Below are 16,514 nucleotides of genomic sequence, written 5' to 3' on the forward strand. Positions count from 1 at the left end.
AGCGGCGGTGAGGGTCCTCGTCGTCGAAGACTTCGAGGTCCTCGCCCGCTCCATCGGAACGGGGCTGCGCCGCGAGGGCATGGCCGTCGACGTCGTCCTGGACGGGACGGCAGCCCTCGACCGCCTGGCCGCCACCCGTTACGACGTGGTGATCCTCGACCGTGACCTGCCTGGCGTGCACGGCGACGAGATCTGCCGGCGACTCGCCCACGGCCGGTGCGAGACCCGCGTCCTGATGCTCACCGCCTCCGGCACGATCGAGGACCGCGTCCACGGGCTCAGCCTCGGCGCCGACGACTACCTGCCCAAGCCGTTCGCGTTCGCCGAGCTGGTCGCCCGCGTCCGTGCCCTGGGCCGCCGCGCCACCCCGCCGCTGCCGCCCACCCTGGCCTGCGGGGACATCAGCCTCGATCCGGCCCGCCGTACCGCGTTCCGGGCCGGTCGCCGCCTTGAGCTGAGCCCCAGGGAGTTCGCCCTGCTCGAATGCCTGCTCGCGGTACCCGGCGTGGTCATCTCCGCCGAGGAACTGCTCGAACGCGTCTGGGACGAGGCCGCCGACCCCTTCAGCAGCGCCGTCAAGCACACCATGCACCGGCTGCGGGCCAAGCTCGGCGACCCGCCCGTGATCGAGACCGTCCGCGAAGGCGGCTACCGCATCGGATCGTCATGACCTCCCGGCAGCTCGCCAGAAGGTCCCTGCAGAGGCGGCTCGCGCTCGCCTACGCGGCGGGCATCTACGCCGCCGGGGTCTTCGTGGTCATATTCGTCGACGTCCCGCTCGCCGGCATCCACGCGGCCAGACCCGTAGGCGGCCCCTCATCCAGCACGATCACCGGGACCGGGTCCGGGATCAGCCTGCCCCAGCTCCTCATGGGATCCGCCGTCGCCCTGGTCGTCCTCATCCCCGTCGCCCTGGCTCTCGGCTGGTACGTCGCCGGCCGGTTCCTGCACCCGCTGCGCGCCATCACCACCACCGCCAAAGTCATCTCCGCCGGAGACCTCCACCGGCGCCTCGACCTCGGCGAGCCCACGGACGAGCTGACCGAGCTCGGCCACACCCTCGACGACCTGTTCGCCCGCCTGCAAGCCTCCTTCGACGCCCAGCGACACTTCGTCGCCAACGCCTCCCACGAGCTGCGCACCCCCCTCGCCGGCCTGCGTACCCTCCTCGAAGTCGCCCTCGCCGACCCCGACGCCGACGCCGGCACCCTGCGCTCTGCCTGCCAGGAGGCCCTGGCTCTCGGCGGACACCAGGAGCGGCTCGTCCAGGCCCTGCTCGCCCTGGCCACCAGCGAGCGCGGCGTCACCCGCTGGGACACTGTCGACCTCGCCCACGTCGTCGGAGGAGTGCTCGCCTCCCGCCGCGACCAGGCCACGGCGACAGGCATCGACCTCGCCGAACATCTCACGCCCGCAGTGACGGCCGGGGACCCGAGACTGATCGAAAGCCTCGTGGCCAACCTCGTCGACAACGCCATCCGCCACAACCACGCGGACGGGCACGTGAAGGTCACCACCGAGACCTCCGGCACGCAGGTGACGCTTACGGTCACCAACAGCGGGCCGGTCATCCCCGGCGACCAGATCCAGCGCCTCTTCCAGCCCTTCCAGAAACTGGCGGCCGAGAGAAACGGCCGGGGCGACGGCTACGGGCTCGGCCTCGCCATCGTCAACGCCGTCGCCCAGGCTCACCACGCCACCCTCACCGCCGGCGCGCGCCCCGAAGGCGGCCTGGCCGTCACCGTGCGGTTCGCGCAGCCGGGTGCCCGATGACCGGCCCGTCAGGCCCAGTTGGTGACGCGGCGCAGGACGTACTCGACCGGTCCGTAGCGGTGCGTACGCAGCCAGCGCGCGCTCAGCCAGAGCAGGACCGTGTAGATCGCCAGGGCCACGCCCATCACGGCGAGCGGTGACAGCTCGCCCGCCAGCGCCAGGCCGTACCCGGTGAAGACCAGGCAGCACAGCACCGACTGCCCGACGTAGTTGGAGGCCGCCACCCGCCCCGCGGGGGCCAGCGCGCGCCCGGCGGCGGGGAAACGCCGGGTCACCCGCAGCAGGGTCACCACGTACGCGGCGGCCAGCGGGATCGAGGTCACCGTGGACACCGCCGTGCCGACCAGCTCCCACGTGGCCGGCGCGCCGGCCGTCAGCGCGAGCAGGATCCCGCCGGGCAGGCCCAGGCCGAAGCCGACCCACTGGATGCGCGGCGCGAGATGCCACCACCGCCCGGTCTCCTCCAGCAGCCTGGACTTGCCCGCCGCCAGCCCGAACAGGAACATGGCCAGCGCCATCGGCCCCTGGAAGATCCAGACCATCGCGACGATCGGCGGGTAGAGCTCCAGTTGCAGGGTCAGCACGTCGAGCGGGCTGCCGGTGGCCAGGGCCAGCGCGTGGGCCGCCGCCGCGGTGTCGGCCGCCGGAGCCTGGCCGGCCGTCGGGTCGAGGGTGGACAGCCACGCCAGCCCGGCCCACAGCAGGGCCAGCACGCCGACGATGACCGATCCGGTCACGACGGCGGTCTTCGGCCTGATGTTGCGCAGGGCGAGCAGGAGCAGGCCGAGCATGGCGTACAGGGTGAGGATGTCGCCGATCCACAGCAGGATCCCGTGTGCCAGGCCGATCAGGAACAGGCCCAGGCACCTGCGCAGCGTCCTGGCCCGCACGCTCGCCCCCGCCCGCTCCGCCGAGCGCATCTGCAGCGTGAACGAGTAGCCGAACAGGAACGAGAAGATGATGTAGAACTTGGTCAGCACGAGGGCGGTGATGACCGTGGCCACGGGCCCGTCGGGGATGGGCATGGTGCCGTTGAGCGCGTAGCCGGGGTCGGCGAAGAAGCCGATGTTGGCCACCAGGATGCCCGCGAGCGCGAAACCGCGCACCACGTCGATCTCGTGGATCCGGCTGGCGGGCGGGGTGCGCACTTGTGTCATGCGCCCGAAGTTACGGACGGCGTGCCCGTCGGGGCATCCGACCTTGGTCTGCCTTCCGGCGACCAAAGCAGCACGCGATGTCTACCGCAGTCTTCTGGTCCGGGCGCCGGGTCTCCGCCTCAGGGGTGGTCCGGGATGCGCACCGAGAGCAGGGCGACGTCGTCGTCGTTGTCCGCGGGGCGGACGCGGTCGATGAGTACGTCGCCCAGCGAGGCGACGGGCCGGTGGGCCATCGAGGCGGCGTACCGGCTCAGCCGGGCCATCCCCTCGTCCAGCGTCCGGGTCGGCGACTCGATCAGGCCGTCGGTGTAGAGCACCAGCGTGGACAGAGGCGGCAGGTCGGCGACGGCGTCGGCGCGGACGGTGGGGATGCCGGTGCCCAGGAGCAGGTCCTGCGCCTCCTCCAGGAAGCGGGTCCGCCCGTCCCGCTCCACCAGCAGCGGCGGCGGGTGGCCCGCGTTGGTCCAGCACAGCCGCCATCCGCCGTCGTCGCGGCGCTCCAGCCGGGCCAGAACGGCGGTGGCCATCGTGGTCTGCGCCATGCGGGCCACCGCCTGGTCGAGCCGGTCCACGACGACGCTGGGCGGATCCTGGCCCGCGCCGGCATAGGCGCGCAGCATGTTGCAGACCTGCGCCATGCCGGCGGCGGCGTCCAGGTCGTGGCCGATCACGTCGCCGATCACCAGGGCCGTGGCGCCGTCGGGCAGGACGAAGGAGTCGTACCAGTCGCCGCCGACCTGCGAGGCGTGGGGCGCGGGCCGGTAGGAGGCGCTCATCTGCAGCCCGGGCACCGACGGCAGCAGGGGGAGCAGGTGGCGCTGCATGGTCTCGGCGACCCGCCGCTGCCGCTCGTACAGGCGGGCGTTGTCCAGCGCCAGGCCCGCCCGGCGGGCGATGTCCTCCACCAGCAGCAGGTCAGCGGTCGTGAACTTCGCCGGCTGACCGGAACGTCCCAGCGTCAGGGCGCCGACCACGCCGCGCACGCCGCGGATCGGCGCGATGCACGCAGAGTGCATGCCCGTCTCCCGGAACAGCTCCTGCTGAGCGACCGCGATGCCCGAGTCGGGAGGTCCCTGGTACGTTTCCGGGCTCACGAGCGTGGCGGTGACTCCGCGCAGCGCCCGCGACAGGGGCATCGGCGACTCCTCGGGAACGGGCGGCATCGGCCCCTCCAGGTCGTCCCGGTATGTCAGGAGACCGCCCTTGTAGTGCGCGACGGCGGCCCGCGACACTCCGCCCTCCTCGGTGAGCAGGTCGATCACCGCCCAGTCCGCCAGCAGCGGCAGGACCAGGCGTACGAGCTGGCGCAGCGTCTCGTCCACGTCCAGGCTGGAGGTGAGCGTCGTGGTCGTCTCCGCGAGCAGGGCCAGCCGGTCGAGCTGCGACATCGAGGCCGCGGCGCCGTCCGCCTCGTGCGGGGGCGGCGTGGACGAGGGGGTCTCGTGGAAGAGCACCAGCGCTCCCGTCCGGCCCTCTTCGAGCCGGCAGGGGGTGACCATCCAGGAGATCCGCATCAGCTGGCCGTCGCCGCGCTCGAACCAATCCCCTTCGCCCTGCGCGGTGCCGCCCACGATGAGGGGCTGCCGCATCGTGCACCGGCTGCGCGGCATGGGCTCGCCGTACTTGCCGCGGTGCAGCAGGTCGTGGGCGTCCCGGCCCAGCAGCTCCGCGGCGGGGCGGCCCAGCAGCCGTTCGGTCTGGGCGGTGACCTCTACGATCCGCCCGCTGTCGTCCACCACGTACGCTCCCGCGTCGGAGAGGTCGGGCAGGCGGGTCAGCCGCGTGCCGTCCACCGTCCATGACGCCCCGGTATCGCCGGCTGGCACGTTCACGGACGGCGCTCCTTCCCTGGTGCCGGTGACCTGCATTGTCACAGGTAGCCTAGAGGAACGCGGCATATGCCCGGCCAACGTCGTCACCCGCCGTCCCGCCCCCAGGCATGGGCCGGGCCCCGGCCGACGGGCGACCGGGGCCGGGTGGACCGGAGATCAGTCGGCGCAGATGGCGAAGACGCTGATGCCGACGTCGTTGTAGCCGTCCTGACGGCCGATGCCGATCCAGCCGCGGCCGTCATCGGTGGGGAACGACCCGACCAGGATCGCCCTGTTGCCGCGCGCTTCGGCGCCGCCCCCGAGGACCCTCTTGTTGCCGGGGCAGAGGAGCGTGCGGCGCTGGAAGTTGGGGACGTTGGCGTTGGGCAGGGTGACGAGCTGGTAGCCGGGTGGCAGAGCCGATGGGCGGGCGGCCGCGGGGACCGGTGCGGACGCCTGGCTGGCGACGGCGGTCGTCGTCAGGCACGCCCCCGCCGCGAGGACGGTGAGGGGGAGGGTCAGGAACCACTTCGACTGCATCGTTCTCCTTCTGTCGTGTCCCCTGACGACCACTACTCCGGGCAGCGTGCACTCAGAGTGATGGGTTGGTCGCGGGGGGCAAAGGGTCTGACACGATGAGTATCCGTGCCATTACTTACTGTGTCCATGCGTATCTGTGTTCGGTTCCCGCTCACCGGTCAGCCGACACGCGCGTTCACGTGTCGTACCTCGCGCACGCACGCTGCGGCTGCGGCACCGCCCAGGACGATGGCGGCGCATTCCGCGAGGACGGCGCGCACGCCGACCAGATCAGCGAGGGGGCCCGCCACCGAGTACGCGACGGGCACCAGGAGCGTGCCGATCATGGCGTTCGTGGCCACGATGCGGCTGAGCTGCTCGGCGGGGATGACCTCCTGCAGATGCGACGTCCAGGCGATCAGCTGGAGCGTTCCGGCCGCGCCGGTCAGCACGGCCGCGCCGGCGAGGACGGGCAACGGAGCGTTCGATGCCATGCTGACCAGGAGCAGCGCTTCGGGGATCGGGGTGACGCACGACAGCAGGCCGACGCGGCCCGGCGGGAAGAGCAGCGAGGTGATCGACCCGCACGCCAACCCGACACCGATCGCCGAGGTGACCAGCCCTTGACCAGGTGCGACGAACTGGCTCACCCCGCATACGAGCTGGCACGCCACGATGACGGACAGCCGTGGCAGCCGGTCGGCCACCACCCCCGCGACCGGTGTGACCGCGAGGAAGACGAGCAGCCCGCCCATCAACACGAACCCCAGCGCGGCGGGCCCGCCACCGGACTGGATGACGGCGAAGGCCAGCCCCAGCGGCGCCACGGTGGTGCCGGTGGTCGAGGTGAGCCTGGCCAGCGCGTACCGGCGATAGCGGCCGTTGGTACGGAGGAGCTCGACGGCCGTGGACAGACGGTGAAGCGTCATGAGGTGCGAGATCTCCCTCCTTCACGGGCGCTGTGGCGCCGCAGCCGTGATCAGTCAGGATCAGGCCATGACAAAGGCGCCGATCGCGGTCCCAGGTCCGGACGTGATCGCCTTCATGCTGCTGTGACCCGAGACGTCTGCCGACAACTTGGTACGGTGCCGGGAGGTGACACCGCTCGGAGAGCACGGCAGCGTTCAGGGGAGAGAGGCCAGGCGACGATGCAGGCGTCAGAAGTCCAGCGTGCGGTGACTACGGCCACGTCGATCGCCTCATCACTCGGCCTGACAGCCGACGACGCGATCGTCCTTCACAACTCGAACAAGCTCACGCTGCGGCTGCTCCCTTGTGACGTCCTGGCCCGGGTGGCGCCAGTAGCGGATCAGGTCGCACAGTTCGAAGTCGAGCTTGCTCAGCGGCTCGCCGAGTCCGGGTGCCCCGTGGCTGCTCTCGAGCCTCGAGTGGAGCCACGTGTCCACGAGCGTGACGGCTTCGCGGTCACGCTATGGACCTACTACGAACCCGTGACCGCTCGCGAGGTCCCGCCGGCCGACTACGCCAATGCGCTCGAGCGGCTGCACGCCGGCATGCGCAAGCTCGATCTCCCGACGCCGCACTTCACGGATCGGGTCGAGCAGGCTCAACAACTCGTGGCGAACCGCGACCGCACTCCGGCGCTCGCCGACGCGGACCGGGAGCTGCTCGGCGACACGTTACGACGCCTGAGACGAGGGATCGGCGAGCGCGGCGGCGCCGAGCAGTTGCTGCACGGCGAGCCGCACCCGGGCAACGTGCTCACCACCAAGAACGGGCTGCTGTTCATAGACCTGGAGACGTGTTGCCGTGGGCCCGTCGAGTTCGACCTCGCCCATGCGCCCGACGAAGTCGGCGAGCACTATCCGGGTGTCGATCAAGGGCTGCTGCGCGAGTGCCGGATCCTCGTGCTGACGATGATCACCACGTGGCGCTGGGATCGAGGCGACCAACTCCCGAACGGGCGCCAGCTGGGCACAGAGTGGCTCAGCCAGATCCGAGCGGCGCTCGATCGCGAAGGACTGGAGACACCTGGCTGATCACAGACCTCCGGGGTCGTGCGCCAACGTCGCGGACGCCAAGGCGACCAGGCGCCTTCCCTGCCGCGTGCTCGTCACTGCCCCTGCGTTGCCAGGGCGGGGTCCACTCGGGCTCGCCCGCGGTTAGATGACTGCGCCCGGCCGGCGGCGATCAAGGGCGGGTGTCTTCTCGCTCCGCTGATCTTCGTCAGGGGTGGCGGCTAGCATCTCCGCCATGTCTTCTTCTCGATCGGACGCGGCCCGGGTCCCGTTCACCAAGAACGCGCGGTGGTCCTTGGCGTGGAGCAGTCGCCCAGCGAGTGACCTGGCGTTCGGTGAGCCGGTCGGGGTGCCACGAACCGGCCACACCGATCGGGTGTGGGCGGTTACGACCATGGTCGTGGACGGGCGGCCGGTGGCGGTCACCGGCGGTCGCGATCGGACCCTGCGCCTGTGGGACCTGACGTCAGGCCGGCAGATCGGTCAGCCGTTCACCGGCCGCGCCGACTACGACTACGTGGAGTCCCTGGCGACGACGGTCCTGGACGGGCGGCCGGTGGCAGTCTTCGTTGGCGGCAACACCGGGATCGTGCGGGTGCTGGATCTGATGTCCGGTCAGCAAGTCTGCGAGCCGTTCAAGGGCCACGGCGGCTGGGTCAAAGCGGTTGCGACCACGGTGGTGGACGGGCGGCCGGTGGGAGTTTCCGGCGGTGACGACAAGACCGTACGCGTGTGGGATCTGCGGTCAGGCGAGCAGATCGGCCAGCCGTTCAGAGGTCACACCGGCTGGGTCACAGCGGTTGCGACCACGGTGGTGGATGGCCGATCGGTGGCCGTCTCCGGCGGCGCCGACCGCACTTTACGTCTGTGGGATCTGAAGTCCGGCCGGCGGATCGGAAAACCGCTGAGGGGCCACGGGTACGACGTCGAGCTGGTCGTGACCACGGTGGTGGACGATCTGCCGGTGGCCATTTCCAGCGGTGCGGACGACGGAACCCTGCGCTTGTGGGATCTGAGGTCAGGCCGGCAGCTCGGCGAACCGTTCAAGGGCGACACCGGCTTTGTGAAGGCGGTTGCGACCACGGTTCTCGACGGGCGCCCGGTGGCCGTTTCCGGCGGCATCGATGGAAAAGTACGGATCTGGGATTTGGAGTCACGCCGGCACATCGGCAAGCCGCTCACGGGGCACACCGATCAGGTTCGGGCGGTCGCGACGGCGGTGGTGGACGGGCGGCCGGTGGCCGTCTCCGCCGGCGACGATCACACGGTACGGATGTGGGACCTGTCGTCAGGGCGCCGAGTCGACGAGCCCCCGACCCGCCACACCAGCTGGGTCCATGCCGTCGCCACCACGGTGCTTGACGGACGCCCTGTCGCCCTGACCGGCAGCGACGACAGGACCGTCCGAGTGTGGGATCTGGCCACCGGCGAGCAGGCCGGTGATCCGCTCACCGGTCACACCGACACGGTCACCGCCATTGCCGCCGCGCCGGTTGGCGACCGACCGGTGATGGTCACCGGCAGCTACGACAAGACCGTCCGCGTATGGGATCTCCGCTCGGGGACGCAGACAGGCGGGCCGTTCACCGGTCATGGCCACGCCGTCTGCATGGCCGCCGTAGTGGAGTTCGACGGCCGGCCAGTCGCCCTGACCGTCACCGAAGACGGCAGCCTCCAGGTACTCGAGCTCACCACCAACCGGCCGACCACCACCGTCCCCACGGACGGGCCCGCCGGATCCGTGCGACACCTCGCCGCCACCACCATCGGCGATCGGCCGGCCGCGATCATCGTCAGCGACAGCAGCTCAGACCCCGTGAGGATAGGGGACCTGGCCACGGGCGACGCCCTCGGCAGGCTTCCCGCCGGAGCGACCGATGCGGTCGCCACGGCCACAGTGGAAGGTCAACCCATCGCTGTGACCACCAGCTACCAGACGGTACGCGTATGGAACCTCACCACCCGCCGGCAGATCGGCCCCGACCTGCACTTCCCCAAACCCGTGACAGCGGCGGCGATCAGCGAGGACGGACACGTCATCGTCTGTTTCGACCGCGACATCGCCGTGTTCACCAGCACCCCGGCACCCCCGGGTCAGAACGACTAGATCAGCTCGTGCCGGTGGGCGGCCGTGGCGGCCTGGACGCGGCTGCGTACGCCGAGCTTGGCGAGGATGTTGCTCACATGCGCCCCCGCCGTCTTGACCGAGATGAACAGCTCCTCGGCGATCTGCCGATTGGTGCGGCCGTCGGCGAGCAGGCGCAGCACGTCCCGCTCGCGCGGCGTGAGGCCGAAGCCGGCTCCCTCGGCCAGGCCGGTCTCCTCCCGCGCGACGAGCGGGATCCGGGCCAGGCGCGCCAGCCGTTCGATCCGGGTGTTCAAGGGCTCTGCCCGCAGACGGCCAGCCTCCCGGGCGGCGGCGGTCAGATGGGAGGAGGCCGCGGCGCGGTCTCCCGCTTCCGCGGCGTGTTCGGCGGCTCGCAGGAGGGCCAGAGCCTGCGGGTAGGGCTGACGAAGGTCCCTCCAGGCGGCCGCGACGCCTGGCCAGAGGTCCGGCTGTCCGGTCTCGGCGGTGCAGGCGAGGCGGTGGGCTTCCTGGACGGGACCGATCACCGGCAACGCGGCCGCGGTCCCGGGCAGGCCGGGCACGGGCAGGGACGCGCCCGCTTCGATCACGGGCCACAGGTAGCGTGGGCTCGTTCCTCCGCTGTTCAGCGCCTCCTCCACGAGGTGCGCGGCGTCCGCCGTGCGCCCCTGCGCCTTGCGTAGATCCACTTCCAGGCGCACCAGCAAGAGGTGGTCCTGGGCATAGGACGTGCCTCTGGTGAAGACGTCGCGGGCGTGGGCCGTGGCGTGCTCGGCGGCTCCGAGGTCGCCTCTGGCCAGCGCGATCGTGCCGGCCAGCACCATCAGGTACGCGCTGAGGCTCGGTGTCGGGGTGACCTGGAGCGCGTGCTCGACGATCTCGGCGGCCTCGTCCCACCGGCCCAGCGCGATCAGCGCCTCCGCGAGGTTACCCGCGTGGACCGGACCCGCGGTGCGGGCCAGGCCCGCCCGCGTGGCGGCGGCGAGTCCCTGGCGGGCCGCCTCGGCCGCCTCCGCGTACCTGCCGGTTCCCTGCAGGACGTCCGCCTCACAGCGATAGGCGTGCAGGAGCGCGCCCTGGTCGCCGATGCGCAGGGCCGTCGCCTGGGCGTTGACCAGGTGAGGCAGCTGGGCGTCGAGGTCGCCGGCGCGGGCCCGCGCGTACGTCAGGTTGACGGTGGCGATGACCTCGGCCCTGGCGTCGCCCGCGGCCCGCGCCGCCTCCAGCGCCTCGCGGGCGGCGACGCGGCCCTCCTCTTCCAGCGGGACCGTGAGGAGGCGGTTGGCGAGCAGATTGAGTACGGTCGCGCGGGCCGGATCCGCGCCCGGCGTGAGCCGTGCGGCTTCGCGTAGATCGTCCAGATCGCCCGGCACGCCGAGGAGGTGGCGCAGTTCGCCGCGGTGGGCGATCAGCCAGCCGGCGCGCGCGGGATCGGCACCGGCCGAGAGCGCGGTCTCGACGAGTTGGACGGCGGTCGAGTTCTCGCCCGCGGCGATGGCGGCGCGGATCGCTTCGTCGAGCACGTCAGCCTTGGAGGTGGCCGGATCGGGCGCCTGATCCCACAGCTCCAGCACGCGGAGCAGCAGGTGCAGGTGTTCCGCGTGCGCCAGGGACGCCGCGGCCTCGGCGGCGGCGCGGCGCGCGGCCGCCAGCGTCCTGGCCGGATGGCGCTTGGCGGCGTGCCAGTGCAGGGCGGACTCGTACGCCGCCCGGCCCAGCGGAGCGAGCTCCGGGTCCGTCTCCAGGGCTTCGGCGTAGCGCGCGTGGAGGTGCCCGCGTTCGCCGGGGAGCACGTCGTCGTGGAGCACCTCCTGGATCAGCGTGTGGCGGAACGCGTACACCTCCTCCTCGATCAGGAGGAGGTTCGCGCTCACCGCGGGGCGCAGCGCGTCGGTGAGCGCGGCGTCGTCCAGCCCGGTGACGGTGCGCAGCAGCGCGTGGCCGATCCGGGCGCCGCCGACGGCCGCGGCGTGGACCACCCGCCGCGTCTCCCGTGGCAGGCTGTCGAGCGGCGTGATCAGCAGGTCGCGGATGGACGCGGGCACCGGCGCGCCCGCCCGGGCCGACAGTGCCTCGACGAACAGCGGGTTGCCCTCGCTGCGCCGGAAGACGTCCTCGATGACGGCAGGAGCCGGCTCGCCGCCGAGCAGGCCGCGAAGCTGCCGGACCACCTCGCCCCTGCCGAGCCGGCCGAGGTCCATCCGGGTCGTCCAGGGCCTGCGGTCCCATTCGGCCAGCACCGGGCGGAGCGGATGCGTCCGGTGCAGGTGGTCGCTCCGGTAGGACACGACCAGGAGGAAGGCCGCGGCCGCCTGCTGGTTCCTGATGAGGAAGTCGAGCAGCTCCCGGCTGGAGCGATCGCTCCAGTGCGCGTCCTCGGCGACGATCACCAGGGGCCGCTCCTCGGCGAGGTTCTCGAAGAGGGTGAGGAACTCTTCGAACAGCCGCGCCTGCGTCAGGGCGGGATCGCCGTCGCCGGCGGGCCGGCCCAGGAGCGGCAGCAGCCTGCCCAGCTCACCCGGCTCGCCACGAGGCAGGAGACGGAGAAAGCCGGCCACGCCGATCTCGCGCAGCAGCCGGCGCAGCATGGCGGTGAACGGCGCGAACGCCAGGCCGTTCCCGCCCACCTGCGGGCAGTCGCCCGAGAGCAGCCAGGCCTCTCCTGCCAGCGGCGCCGCGAACTCGGTGATCAGCCGGGTCTTGCCCACCCCGGCCTCGCCGCCGAGCAGCACGGTGGAGGAAGAGCCTTCCCGGGCATGGGCGTAGCGCTCGCCCAGCGCGGCCAGCTCCGCGTCCCTGCCTACGAAGACCATGGACACAGGCTCTCAGACCGGGATGAAAACTAGGGATGCCGGATAGGGCATTCGCCCGATCCGCCTGGCCGCCGTTCCGGCGAAGCTGACCCGGTGCTCCGAACCGGTACGCGACCGCTGCTCAGCCGTCCGATGGTCCTCCTGGGAGTGACCTCGCTCGCCTCGATGACGAGCTTCTACCTGCTTGTCCCCATCGTTCCGCTGTACGCGGCATCAGGCGGTTCGGGGGAGACCGGCGCCGGGCTGTCCACCGGCGTCACCATGCTGGCGACGGTGCTCATGGAACTGGTCATGCCGGCGTTGCTGGCCAGGTACGGCTACCGCGCCGGCATGGCGCTGGGCGTCCTGCTTCTCGGCCTGCCCCCGGCCCTGCTGGTCCTGTCCTCCGCGTTGCCGATGGTGCTGGCCACGAGCCTGGCGCGCGGGGCCGGCCTGGCCATCGTGGTCGTGGTGGGCCCCGCCATGGTGGCCGAGCTGGCCCCGGCCCAGCGCCGGGGCGAGGCACTCGGCGCGTACGGCGTGGCCGTCGGGATCCCCGCGATCCTGGGGCTGCCGACCGGCCTGTGGCTGGTTCCGCTCATCGGCTACGGGCCGGTCTTCCTCGCGGGGACGGGGCTGGCGCTGCTCGCGCTCATCGGGATTCCCGGGCTGCCCGCGAGGGCGGCGCCGGTCGAGCAGCACGGGGGCGTCCTTCGCGCTCTGCGCCACGCCGGTCTCGCCCGGCCCGCCGTCGTCTTCGCGGCGATCACGACGGCGGCCGGCGTGCTGCTGACGTTCCTGCCGCTGGCCGTCCCCGCCGGCTCGCCGGGGACGGCCGCGACGGCGCTGCTCGCGCACTCCTGCGCGATGCCGCTCGCACGGTGGGCGGCCGGCCGGTACGGCGACCGCCACGGCCAGTCCGTCCTGCTGGTGCCGGCGGTGATCGCCGCGGTCGTCGGGATGGCCGGGATCGTCTGGCTCGACAACCCCTACGCGGTGATCGCGGGGGCGGCGCTCTTCGGTGCCGGGTTCGGCGCCGCCCAGAACGTGACCCTGGTGCTGATGCTCGCCCGGTCCCCCTCCTCCGCGTTCGGCCGGGTGAGCGCGCTGTGGAACCTCGCCTACGACGGCGGGATGGGGATCGGCGCCGTCGGGTTCGGCCTCGTGGCCGGGCCCGCGGGATATCCGGCGGGGTTCGCGCTGATCGCCGCGGTGCTGGCCCTCGCCCTTCTGCCCTCCTGGCTCGACACCCGATCGGAAAGGAAGCCCACCAATGAACGATGACCTGCGGCGCGCTGTTCAGAAGGCGCTGCCAGGCGTACGAGCCGACCTCGAGGCCCTCATCCGCATCCCGTCGGTGAGCGCCGACCCGGCCGCCGCCGGGGACCTGCGCCGCTGCGCGGAGCTGACGGCACGGCTCTTCCGCGCCGGCGCCGCGCAGGAGGTGCGGATCCTGGACGACGTCCCCGGCGGCCGGCCGGTGGTCCTCGCCAGTTGCCCCGCACCACCCGGCCGTCCCACCGTGCTGCTGTACGCCCACTACGACGTGCAGCCCGCCGGCGATCCGGCCCTGTGGTCGAGCGGGCCGTTCGAGCCGCGCGAAAGCGGCGGTCGGCTGTACGGCCGCGGATCCGCCGACGACAAGGCGGGAATCGCCACCCACCTGGCCGCGCTGCGCGCCCACGCCGGGCGTCCGCCGGTCGGGGTCGTCGTCGTCATCGAGGGTGACGAGGAGATCGGCTCTCCCACGCTCGGCGCCTTCCTCGACCGGCACCGTGACAGGCTCGCCGCCGACGTGATCATGCTCGCCGACTCGGAGAACGTCGAAGCAGGCGTCCCCTCGTTCACCACCATGCTGCGCGGCCTGGCCAACTGCGTCGTCGAGGTGCGGACGCTGGCCGAGAGCGTGCACTCCGGCACGTACGGCGGGGCCGCCCCCGACGCGCTCACCGTACTGTGCCGCCTGCTCGCCACCCTGCACGACGAGGACGGCCACGTCGCGGTGGACGGCATGGTCACCGGCCGCCCGCCGCGCACGGCCTACCCCGCCGAACGGTTCCGGGCCGAGGCGGGCGTGCTCGACGGCGTCAGGCTCCTCGGCTCGGGCACCATCGCCGAACGGGTCTGGACCGGACCCGCGGCGACCGTCCTGGCCATCGACGCGCCCCCCGTGTCAGGGGCCGCCAACGCCCTCACCGCGTCCGCCCGGGCCAAGGTGAGCCTGCGCCTCGCGCCGGGCGACGACGCGGTACGGGCCCGCGCGGCCCTGGCCAGGCACCTGCGCGAGCACACGCCCTGGGGCGCGAAGGTGGAGGTCACCGAGGCGGAGCTCGCGCAGCCGTACGCGGCCGACACCCGAGGCCCCGCCTTCGACGCGGCACGCCGCGCCTACCAGCGGGCCTTCGGCGCCGAGGTGGTCGAGCTCGGAGGCGGCGGCGCCATCCCCTTCGTCGCGGAATTCGCCGCCGCATACCCGGAAGCAGCCGTCCTCATCACGAGCCCGGGAGGCGATCCGGCCGCCCGCGCCCACAGCACCGACGAGAACCTGCACCTGGCCGACTTCGAACGCGCCTGCCTCGCCGAGGCATTCCTGCTCGCCGAACTCGCCGAACTCGACGACTGGCCTCGTCCGGGCCGGTGAGGCCTCAGTCGTCGTGGGCGATGAGCATGAGCTGCCGCCACAGCAGCACCACGAACACCGCGGAACCGGCGAAGGCGAACCAGAACGGCGCCGCGACACCGAAGCGGGTGGCCAGGACGCCGCCGATCAGCGAGCCGACCACCAGACCGGCGTAGACGCAGATGGCGTTGACGCTGCCCACCCGGCCCTGCAGCTCGCGCGGGACCGCGCGCTGGCGGACGGTGACCGAGGTCGTGCCCCAGATGAACGCGTGCGCGCCGAAGGCCAGGAAGATGCCCCCGGCGACCCACGGCGAATGGGTCAGGGCCAGGCCCAGGTGGGTGAACGTCTCGATGATGAGCCCGATCCGCATCAGGGCGCCGAGGCTGACCTTGCGGGTGATGGCCCCGTACAGGCCGGTGCCGATCAGGCCGCCGATCCCGCCGATGGTGGTCATCAGGCCGAAGCCCATGGCGCCGAGGCCGAGTTGCTCCTGGATGTAGAGGACGAGAACCGACCAGGCCGCGCCGAACGTGAAGTTGAAGATCAGGATGGTGAGCGCCAGCGTGCGGACCGCCGCGTGCCGGATGGTCCAGCTGAACCCGGCGATGAGCTCCCGTACGGTGTTGGGCCTGGGGTCGTCGGCCTGCCGGCCGTGCGGCGGCAGCGTGATCCGGGAGACCAGCACGATCCCCGCCACCACCAGCAGCAACTGGCTCGCGAACGGCCAGGTCAAGCCCAGGCCGAACAGCGCCGCGCCGATCGGCGGCCCGGCGAGCTGGTTGAGGGTGATGAATCCCGTGCCCAGGCGGGCGTTGGCGATGGCGAGGTCATCCTTGCCGACCATCATGGGCGTCAGCGTGGCCGTCGCGTTGTCGGCGAACACCTCGGCGATCGAGCGGAGGGTGAGCGCCACCAGCGCCGTCGCCACGGTCACGGTGCCGGTCACCATGAGCGTGACGAGCGCCGCCAGCACCACGGCCCGTACCGCGTTCGCGACGAGCACGATCCTGCGCCGGTTGTACCGATCCGACAGCACGCCCGCATACAGGCTGAACAGCAGCGGCGGCGCCCAGCCCACCAGGGCCGACAGCGAGATCAGCAGCGGGTCGCGGGTCAACGTCGCGATCAGCAGCGGGCCCGCGGCGGCGGCGACCCCGTCACCGAGATTCGTCAGCCAGCTCGAGGCCAGCAACCACCGGAATCCCGTCCCTAGCCGGGCAGGGAGGACTCGCTCCACGACTGTGATCACGAGCGCAAAACCATACGTTGTGAGGGCATCCACGGCAACGCGTTTTTCTGCCGGACCGTCCTGACGTCACTCCGCGCGCATGCGCCCGACCTCTGACTGGAAGACCGCCTCCGTCCTGTCCAGGAAGTCGGCGATCAGCTCCAGCTGCTCGTCGGTGTAGCCGTCCAGCGCGCCGCGCCACGCCCGTACGAACGGGGCGAACACCGGGGCGATCACCTGCGCGGCCTCCCGGGTCTGGAGCGTCACCACGACCTTGCGGCGGTCGGCGCGGTCGCGCTCGCGCCGTACGTACCCCACCGCCTCCAGCCTGTCGATCACCCCGGTGACGGACGCGGTCGTGATGCCCGCCCGCCTGGCCAGCTCGCTCGCGGTCAGCGGGCCGTCGCTGAGCAGGTTGAGGCAGTGCAGGTCGGTGGTGTTGACGCCGATCCGCTCCGCGGCGCCCTGGCTCATCGCCACCGACAGCGCGTTGGTCCGGCGCAGCGCGTCGAGCAGCTGGGCCACGAGCTCGGCACGCCTTGACAT

At 72.1% G+C, this 16,514-nt stretch carries 13 protein-coding genes; 6 read left to right on the forward strand and 7 right to left on the reverse strand.

The features are described 5' to 3' along the window. Positions 1 to 7: 7 nt before the first annotated feature. On the forward strand, positions 8 to 670 hold the full coding sequence (locus tag HD596_RS40485) for a response regulator transcription factor (RefSeq protein ID WP_185074728.1): 663 nt from the start codon (positions 8 to 10) through the stop codon (positions 668 to 670). Beyond that, positions 667 to 1,773, forward strand: coding sequence for a sensor histidine kinase (locus HD596_RS40490; RefSeq protein WP_185074729.1), 1,107 nt, complete (start codon positions 667 to 669; stop codon positions 1,771 to 1,773). The genes HD596_RS40485 and HD596_RS40490 overlap by 4 nt, the downstream gene beginning before the upstream one ends. Positions 1,774 to 1,781: 8 nt before the next feature. On the opposite strand, the gene HD596_RS40495 is transcribed toward HD596_RS40490, so the two are convergent. From HD596_RS40495 to HD596_RS40510, 4 genes are all read right to left on the reverse strand, one after another. Next, positions 1,782 to 2,930: a DUF418 domain-containing protein gene (locus HD596_RS40495; RefSeq protein WP_185074730.1), complete on the reverse strand. Its 1,149-nt coding sequence runs from the start codon at positions 2,928 to 2,930 to the stop codon at positions 1,782 to 1,784. 119 nt (positions 2,931 to 3,049) lie between these two features. Further along, entirely contained in the window at positions 3,050 to 4,762 is a 1,713-nt protein-coding gene (locus HD596_RS40500) for a SpoIIE family protein phosphatase (RefSeq protein ID WP_313046296.1), read from the reverse strand. Positions 4,763 to 4,918: 156 nt separating this feature from the next. Next, complete coding sequence (locus HD596_RS40505) at positions 4,919 to 5,281, reverse strand: hypothetical protein (protein ID WP_185074731.1); 363 nt, start codon at positions 5,279 to 5,281, stop codon at positions 4,919 to 4,921. A gap of 158 nt (positions 5,282 to 5,439) precedes the next feature. Beyond that, positions 5,440 to 6,189: an MFS transporter gene (locus HD596_RS40510; protein ID WP_185074732.1), complete on the reverse strand. Its 750-nt coding sequence runs from the start codon at positions 6,187 to 6,189 to the stop codon at positions 5,440 to 5,442. A 219-nt stretch (positions 6,190 to 6,408) separates the two neighbouring features. Here HD596_RS40510 and HD596_RS40515 point away from each other — a divergent pair, with 219 nt between their 5' ends. Then, positions 6,409 to 7,260: a phosphotransferase enzyme family protein gene (locus HD596_RS40515; protein ID WP_185074733.1), complete on the forward strand. Its 852-nt coding sequence runs from the start codon at positions 6,409 to 6,411 to the stop codon at positions 7,258 to 7,260. 214 nt (positions 7,261 to 7,474) lie between these two features. Then, positions 7,475 to 9,346 carry a WD40 repeat domain-containing protein gene (locus HD596_RS40520; RefSeq protein ID WP_185074734.1) on the forward strand — a complete coding sequence of 624 codons (1,872 nt, stop codon included), beginning with the start codon at positions 7,475 to 7,477 and terminating at the stop codon, positions 9,344 to 9,346. Here the strand turns inward: HD596_RS40520 and HD596_RS40525 are convergent. Next, positions 9,343 to 12,138 carry a helix-turn-helix transcriptional regulator gene (locus HD596_RS40525; RefSeq protein ID WP_185074735.1) on the reverse strand — a complete coding sequence of 932 codons (2,796 nt, stop codon included), beginning with the start codon at positions 12,136 to 12,138 and terminating at the stop codon, positions 9,343 to 9,345. The two genes, HD596_RS40520 and HD596_RS40525, sit on opposite strands and share 4 nt — an antisense overlap. A gap of 93 nt (positions 12,139 to 12,231) precedes the next feature. Here HD596_RS40525 and HD596_RS40530 point away from each other — a divergent pair, with 93 nt between their 5' ends. Both HD596_RS40530 and HD596_RS40535 read left to right on the forward strand, forming a co-directional pair. Then, positions 12,232 to 13,401, forward strand: a complete 1,170-nt coding sequence (locus tag HD596_RS40530; RefSeq protein WP_221519742.1) for an MFS transporter — start codon at positions 12,232 to 12,234, stop codon at positions 13,399 to 13,401. Beyond that, positions 13,391 to 14,758: a M20/M25/M40 family metallo-hydrolase gene (locus HD596_RS40535; RefSeq protein WP_185074736.1), complete on the forward strand. Its 1,368-nt coding sequence runs from the start codon at positions 13,391 to 13,393 to the stop codon at positions 14,756 to 14,758. The genes HD596_RS40530 and HD596_RS40535 overlap by 11 nt, the downstream gene beginning before the upstream one ends. A 4-nt stretch (positions 14,759 to 14,762) precedes the next feature. Here the strand turns inward: HD596_RS40535 and HD596_RS40540 are convergent, their stop codons facing one another. Both HD596_RS40540 and HD596_RS40545 read right to left on the reverse strand, forming a co-directional pair. Continuing rightward, positions 14,763 to 15,989 (reverse strand): MFS transporter, encoded by a 1,227-nt coding sequence (locus HD596_RS40540; RefSeq protein WP_185074737.1) that lies wholly within the window; start codon positions 15,987 to 15,989, stop codon positions 14,763 to 14,765. A 66-nt stretch (positions 15,990 to 16,055) separates the two neighbouring features. Next, positions 16,056 to 16,514, reverse strand: a complete 459-nt coding sequence (locus HD596_RS40545; protein ID WP_185074738.1) for a MarR family winged helix-turn-helix transcriptional regulator — start codon at positions 16,512 to 16,514, stop codon at positions 16,056 to 16,058.

The sequence above is a fragment of the Nonomuraea jabiensis genome (genome assembly GCF_014204795.1).
Taxonomy (GTDB): domain Bacteria; phylum Actinomycetota; class Actinomycetes; order Streptosporangiales; family Streptosporangiaceae; genus Nonomuraea; species Nonomuraea jabiensis.

Bases quoted from the DNA above. Each gene is read 5' to 3' on its own strand.
- HD596_RS40490 (WP_185074729.1), top strand. From the start codon at position 667: ATGACCTCCCGGCAGCTCGCCAGAAGGTCCCTGCAGAGGCGGCTCGCG.
- HD596_RS40495 (WP_185074730.1), bottom strand. From the start codon at position 2,930: ATGACACAAGTGCGCACCCCGCCCGCCAGCCGGATCCACGAGATCGAC.
- HD596_RS40505 (WP_185074731.1), bottom strand. From the start codon at position 5,281: ATGCAGTCGAAGTGGTTCCTGACCCTCCCCCTCACCGTCCTCGCGGCG.
- HD596_RS40510 (WP_185074732.1), bottom strand. From the start codon at position 6,189: ATGACGCTTCACCGTCTGTCCACGGCCGTCGAGCTCCTCCGTACCAAC.
- HD596_RS40515 (WP_185074733.1), top strand. From the start codon at position 6,409: ATGCAGGCGTCAGAAGTCCAGCGTGCGGTGACTACGGCCACGTCGATC.
- HD596_RS40520 (WP_185074734.1), top strand. From the start codon at position 7,475: ATGTCTTCTTCTCGATCGGACGCGGCCCGGGTCCCGTTCACCAAGAAC.
- HD596_RS40525 (WP_185074735.1), bottom strand. From the start codon at position 12,138: ATGGTCTTCGTAGGCAGGGACGCGGAGCTGGCCGCGCTGGGCGAGCGC.
- HD596_RS40535 (WP_185074736.1), top strand. From the start codon at position 13,391: ATGAACGATGACCTGCGGCGCGCTGTTCAGAAGGCGCTGCCAGGCGTA.
- HD596_RS40545 (WP_185074738.1), bottom strand. From the start codon at position 16,514: ATGTCAAGGCGTGCCGAGCTCGTGGCCCAGCTGCTCGACGCGCTGCGC.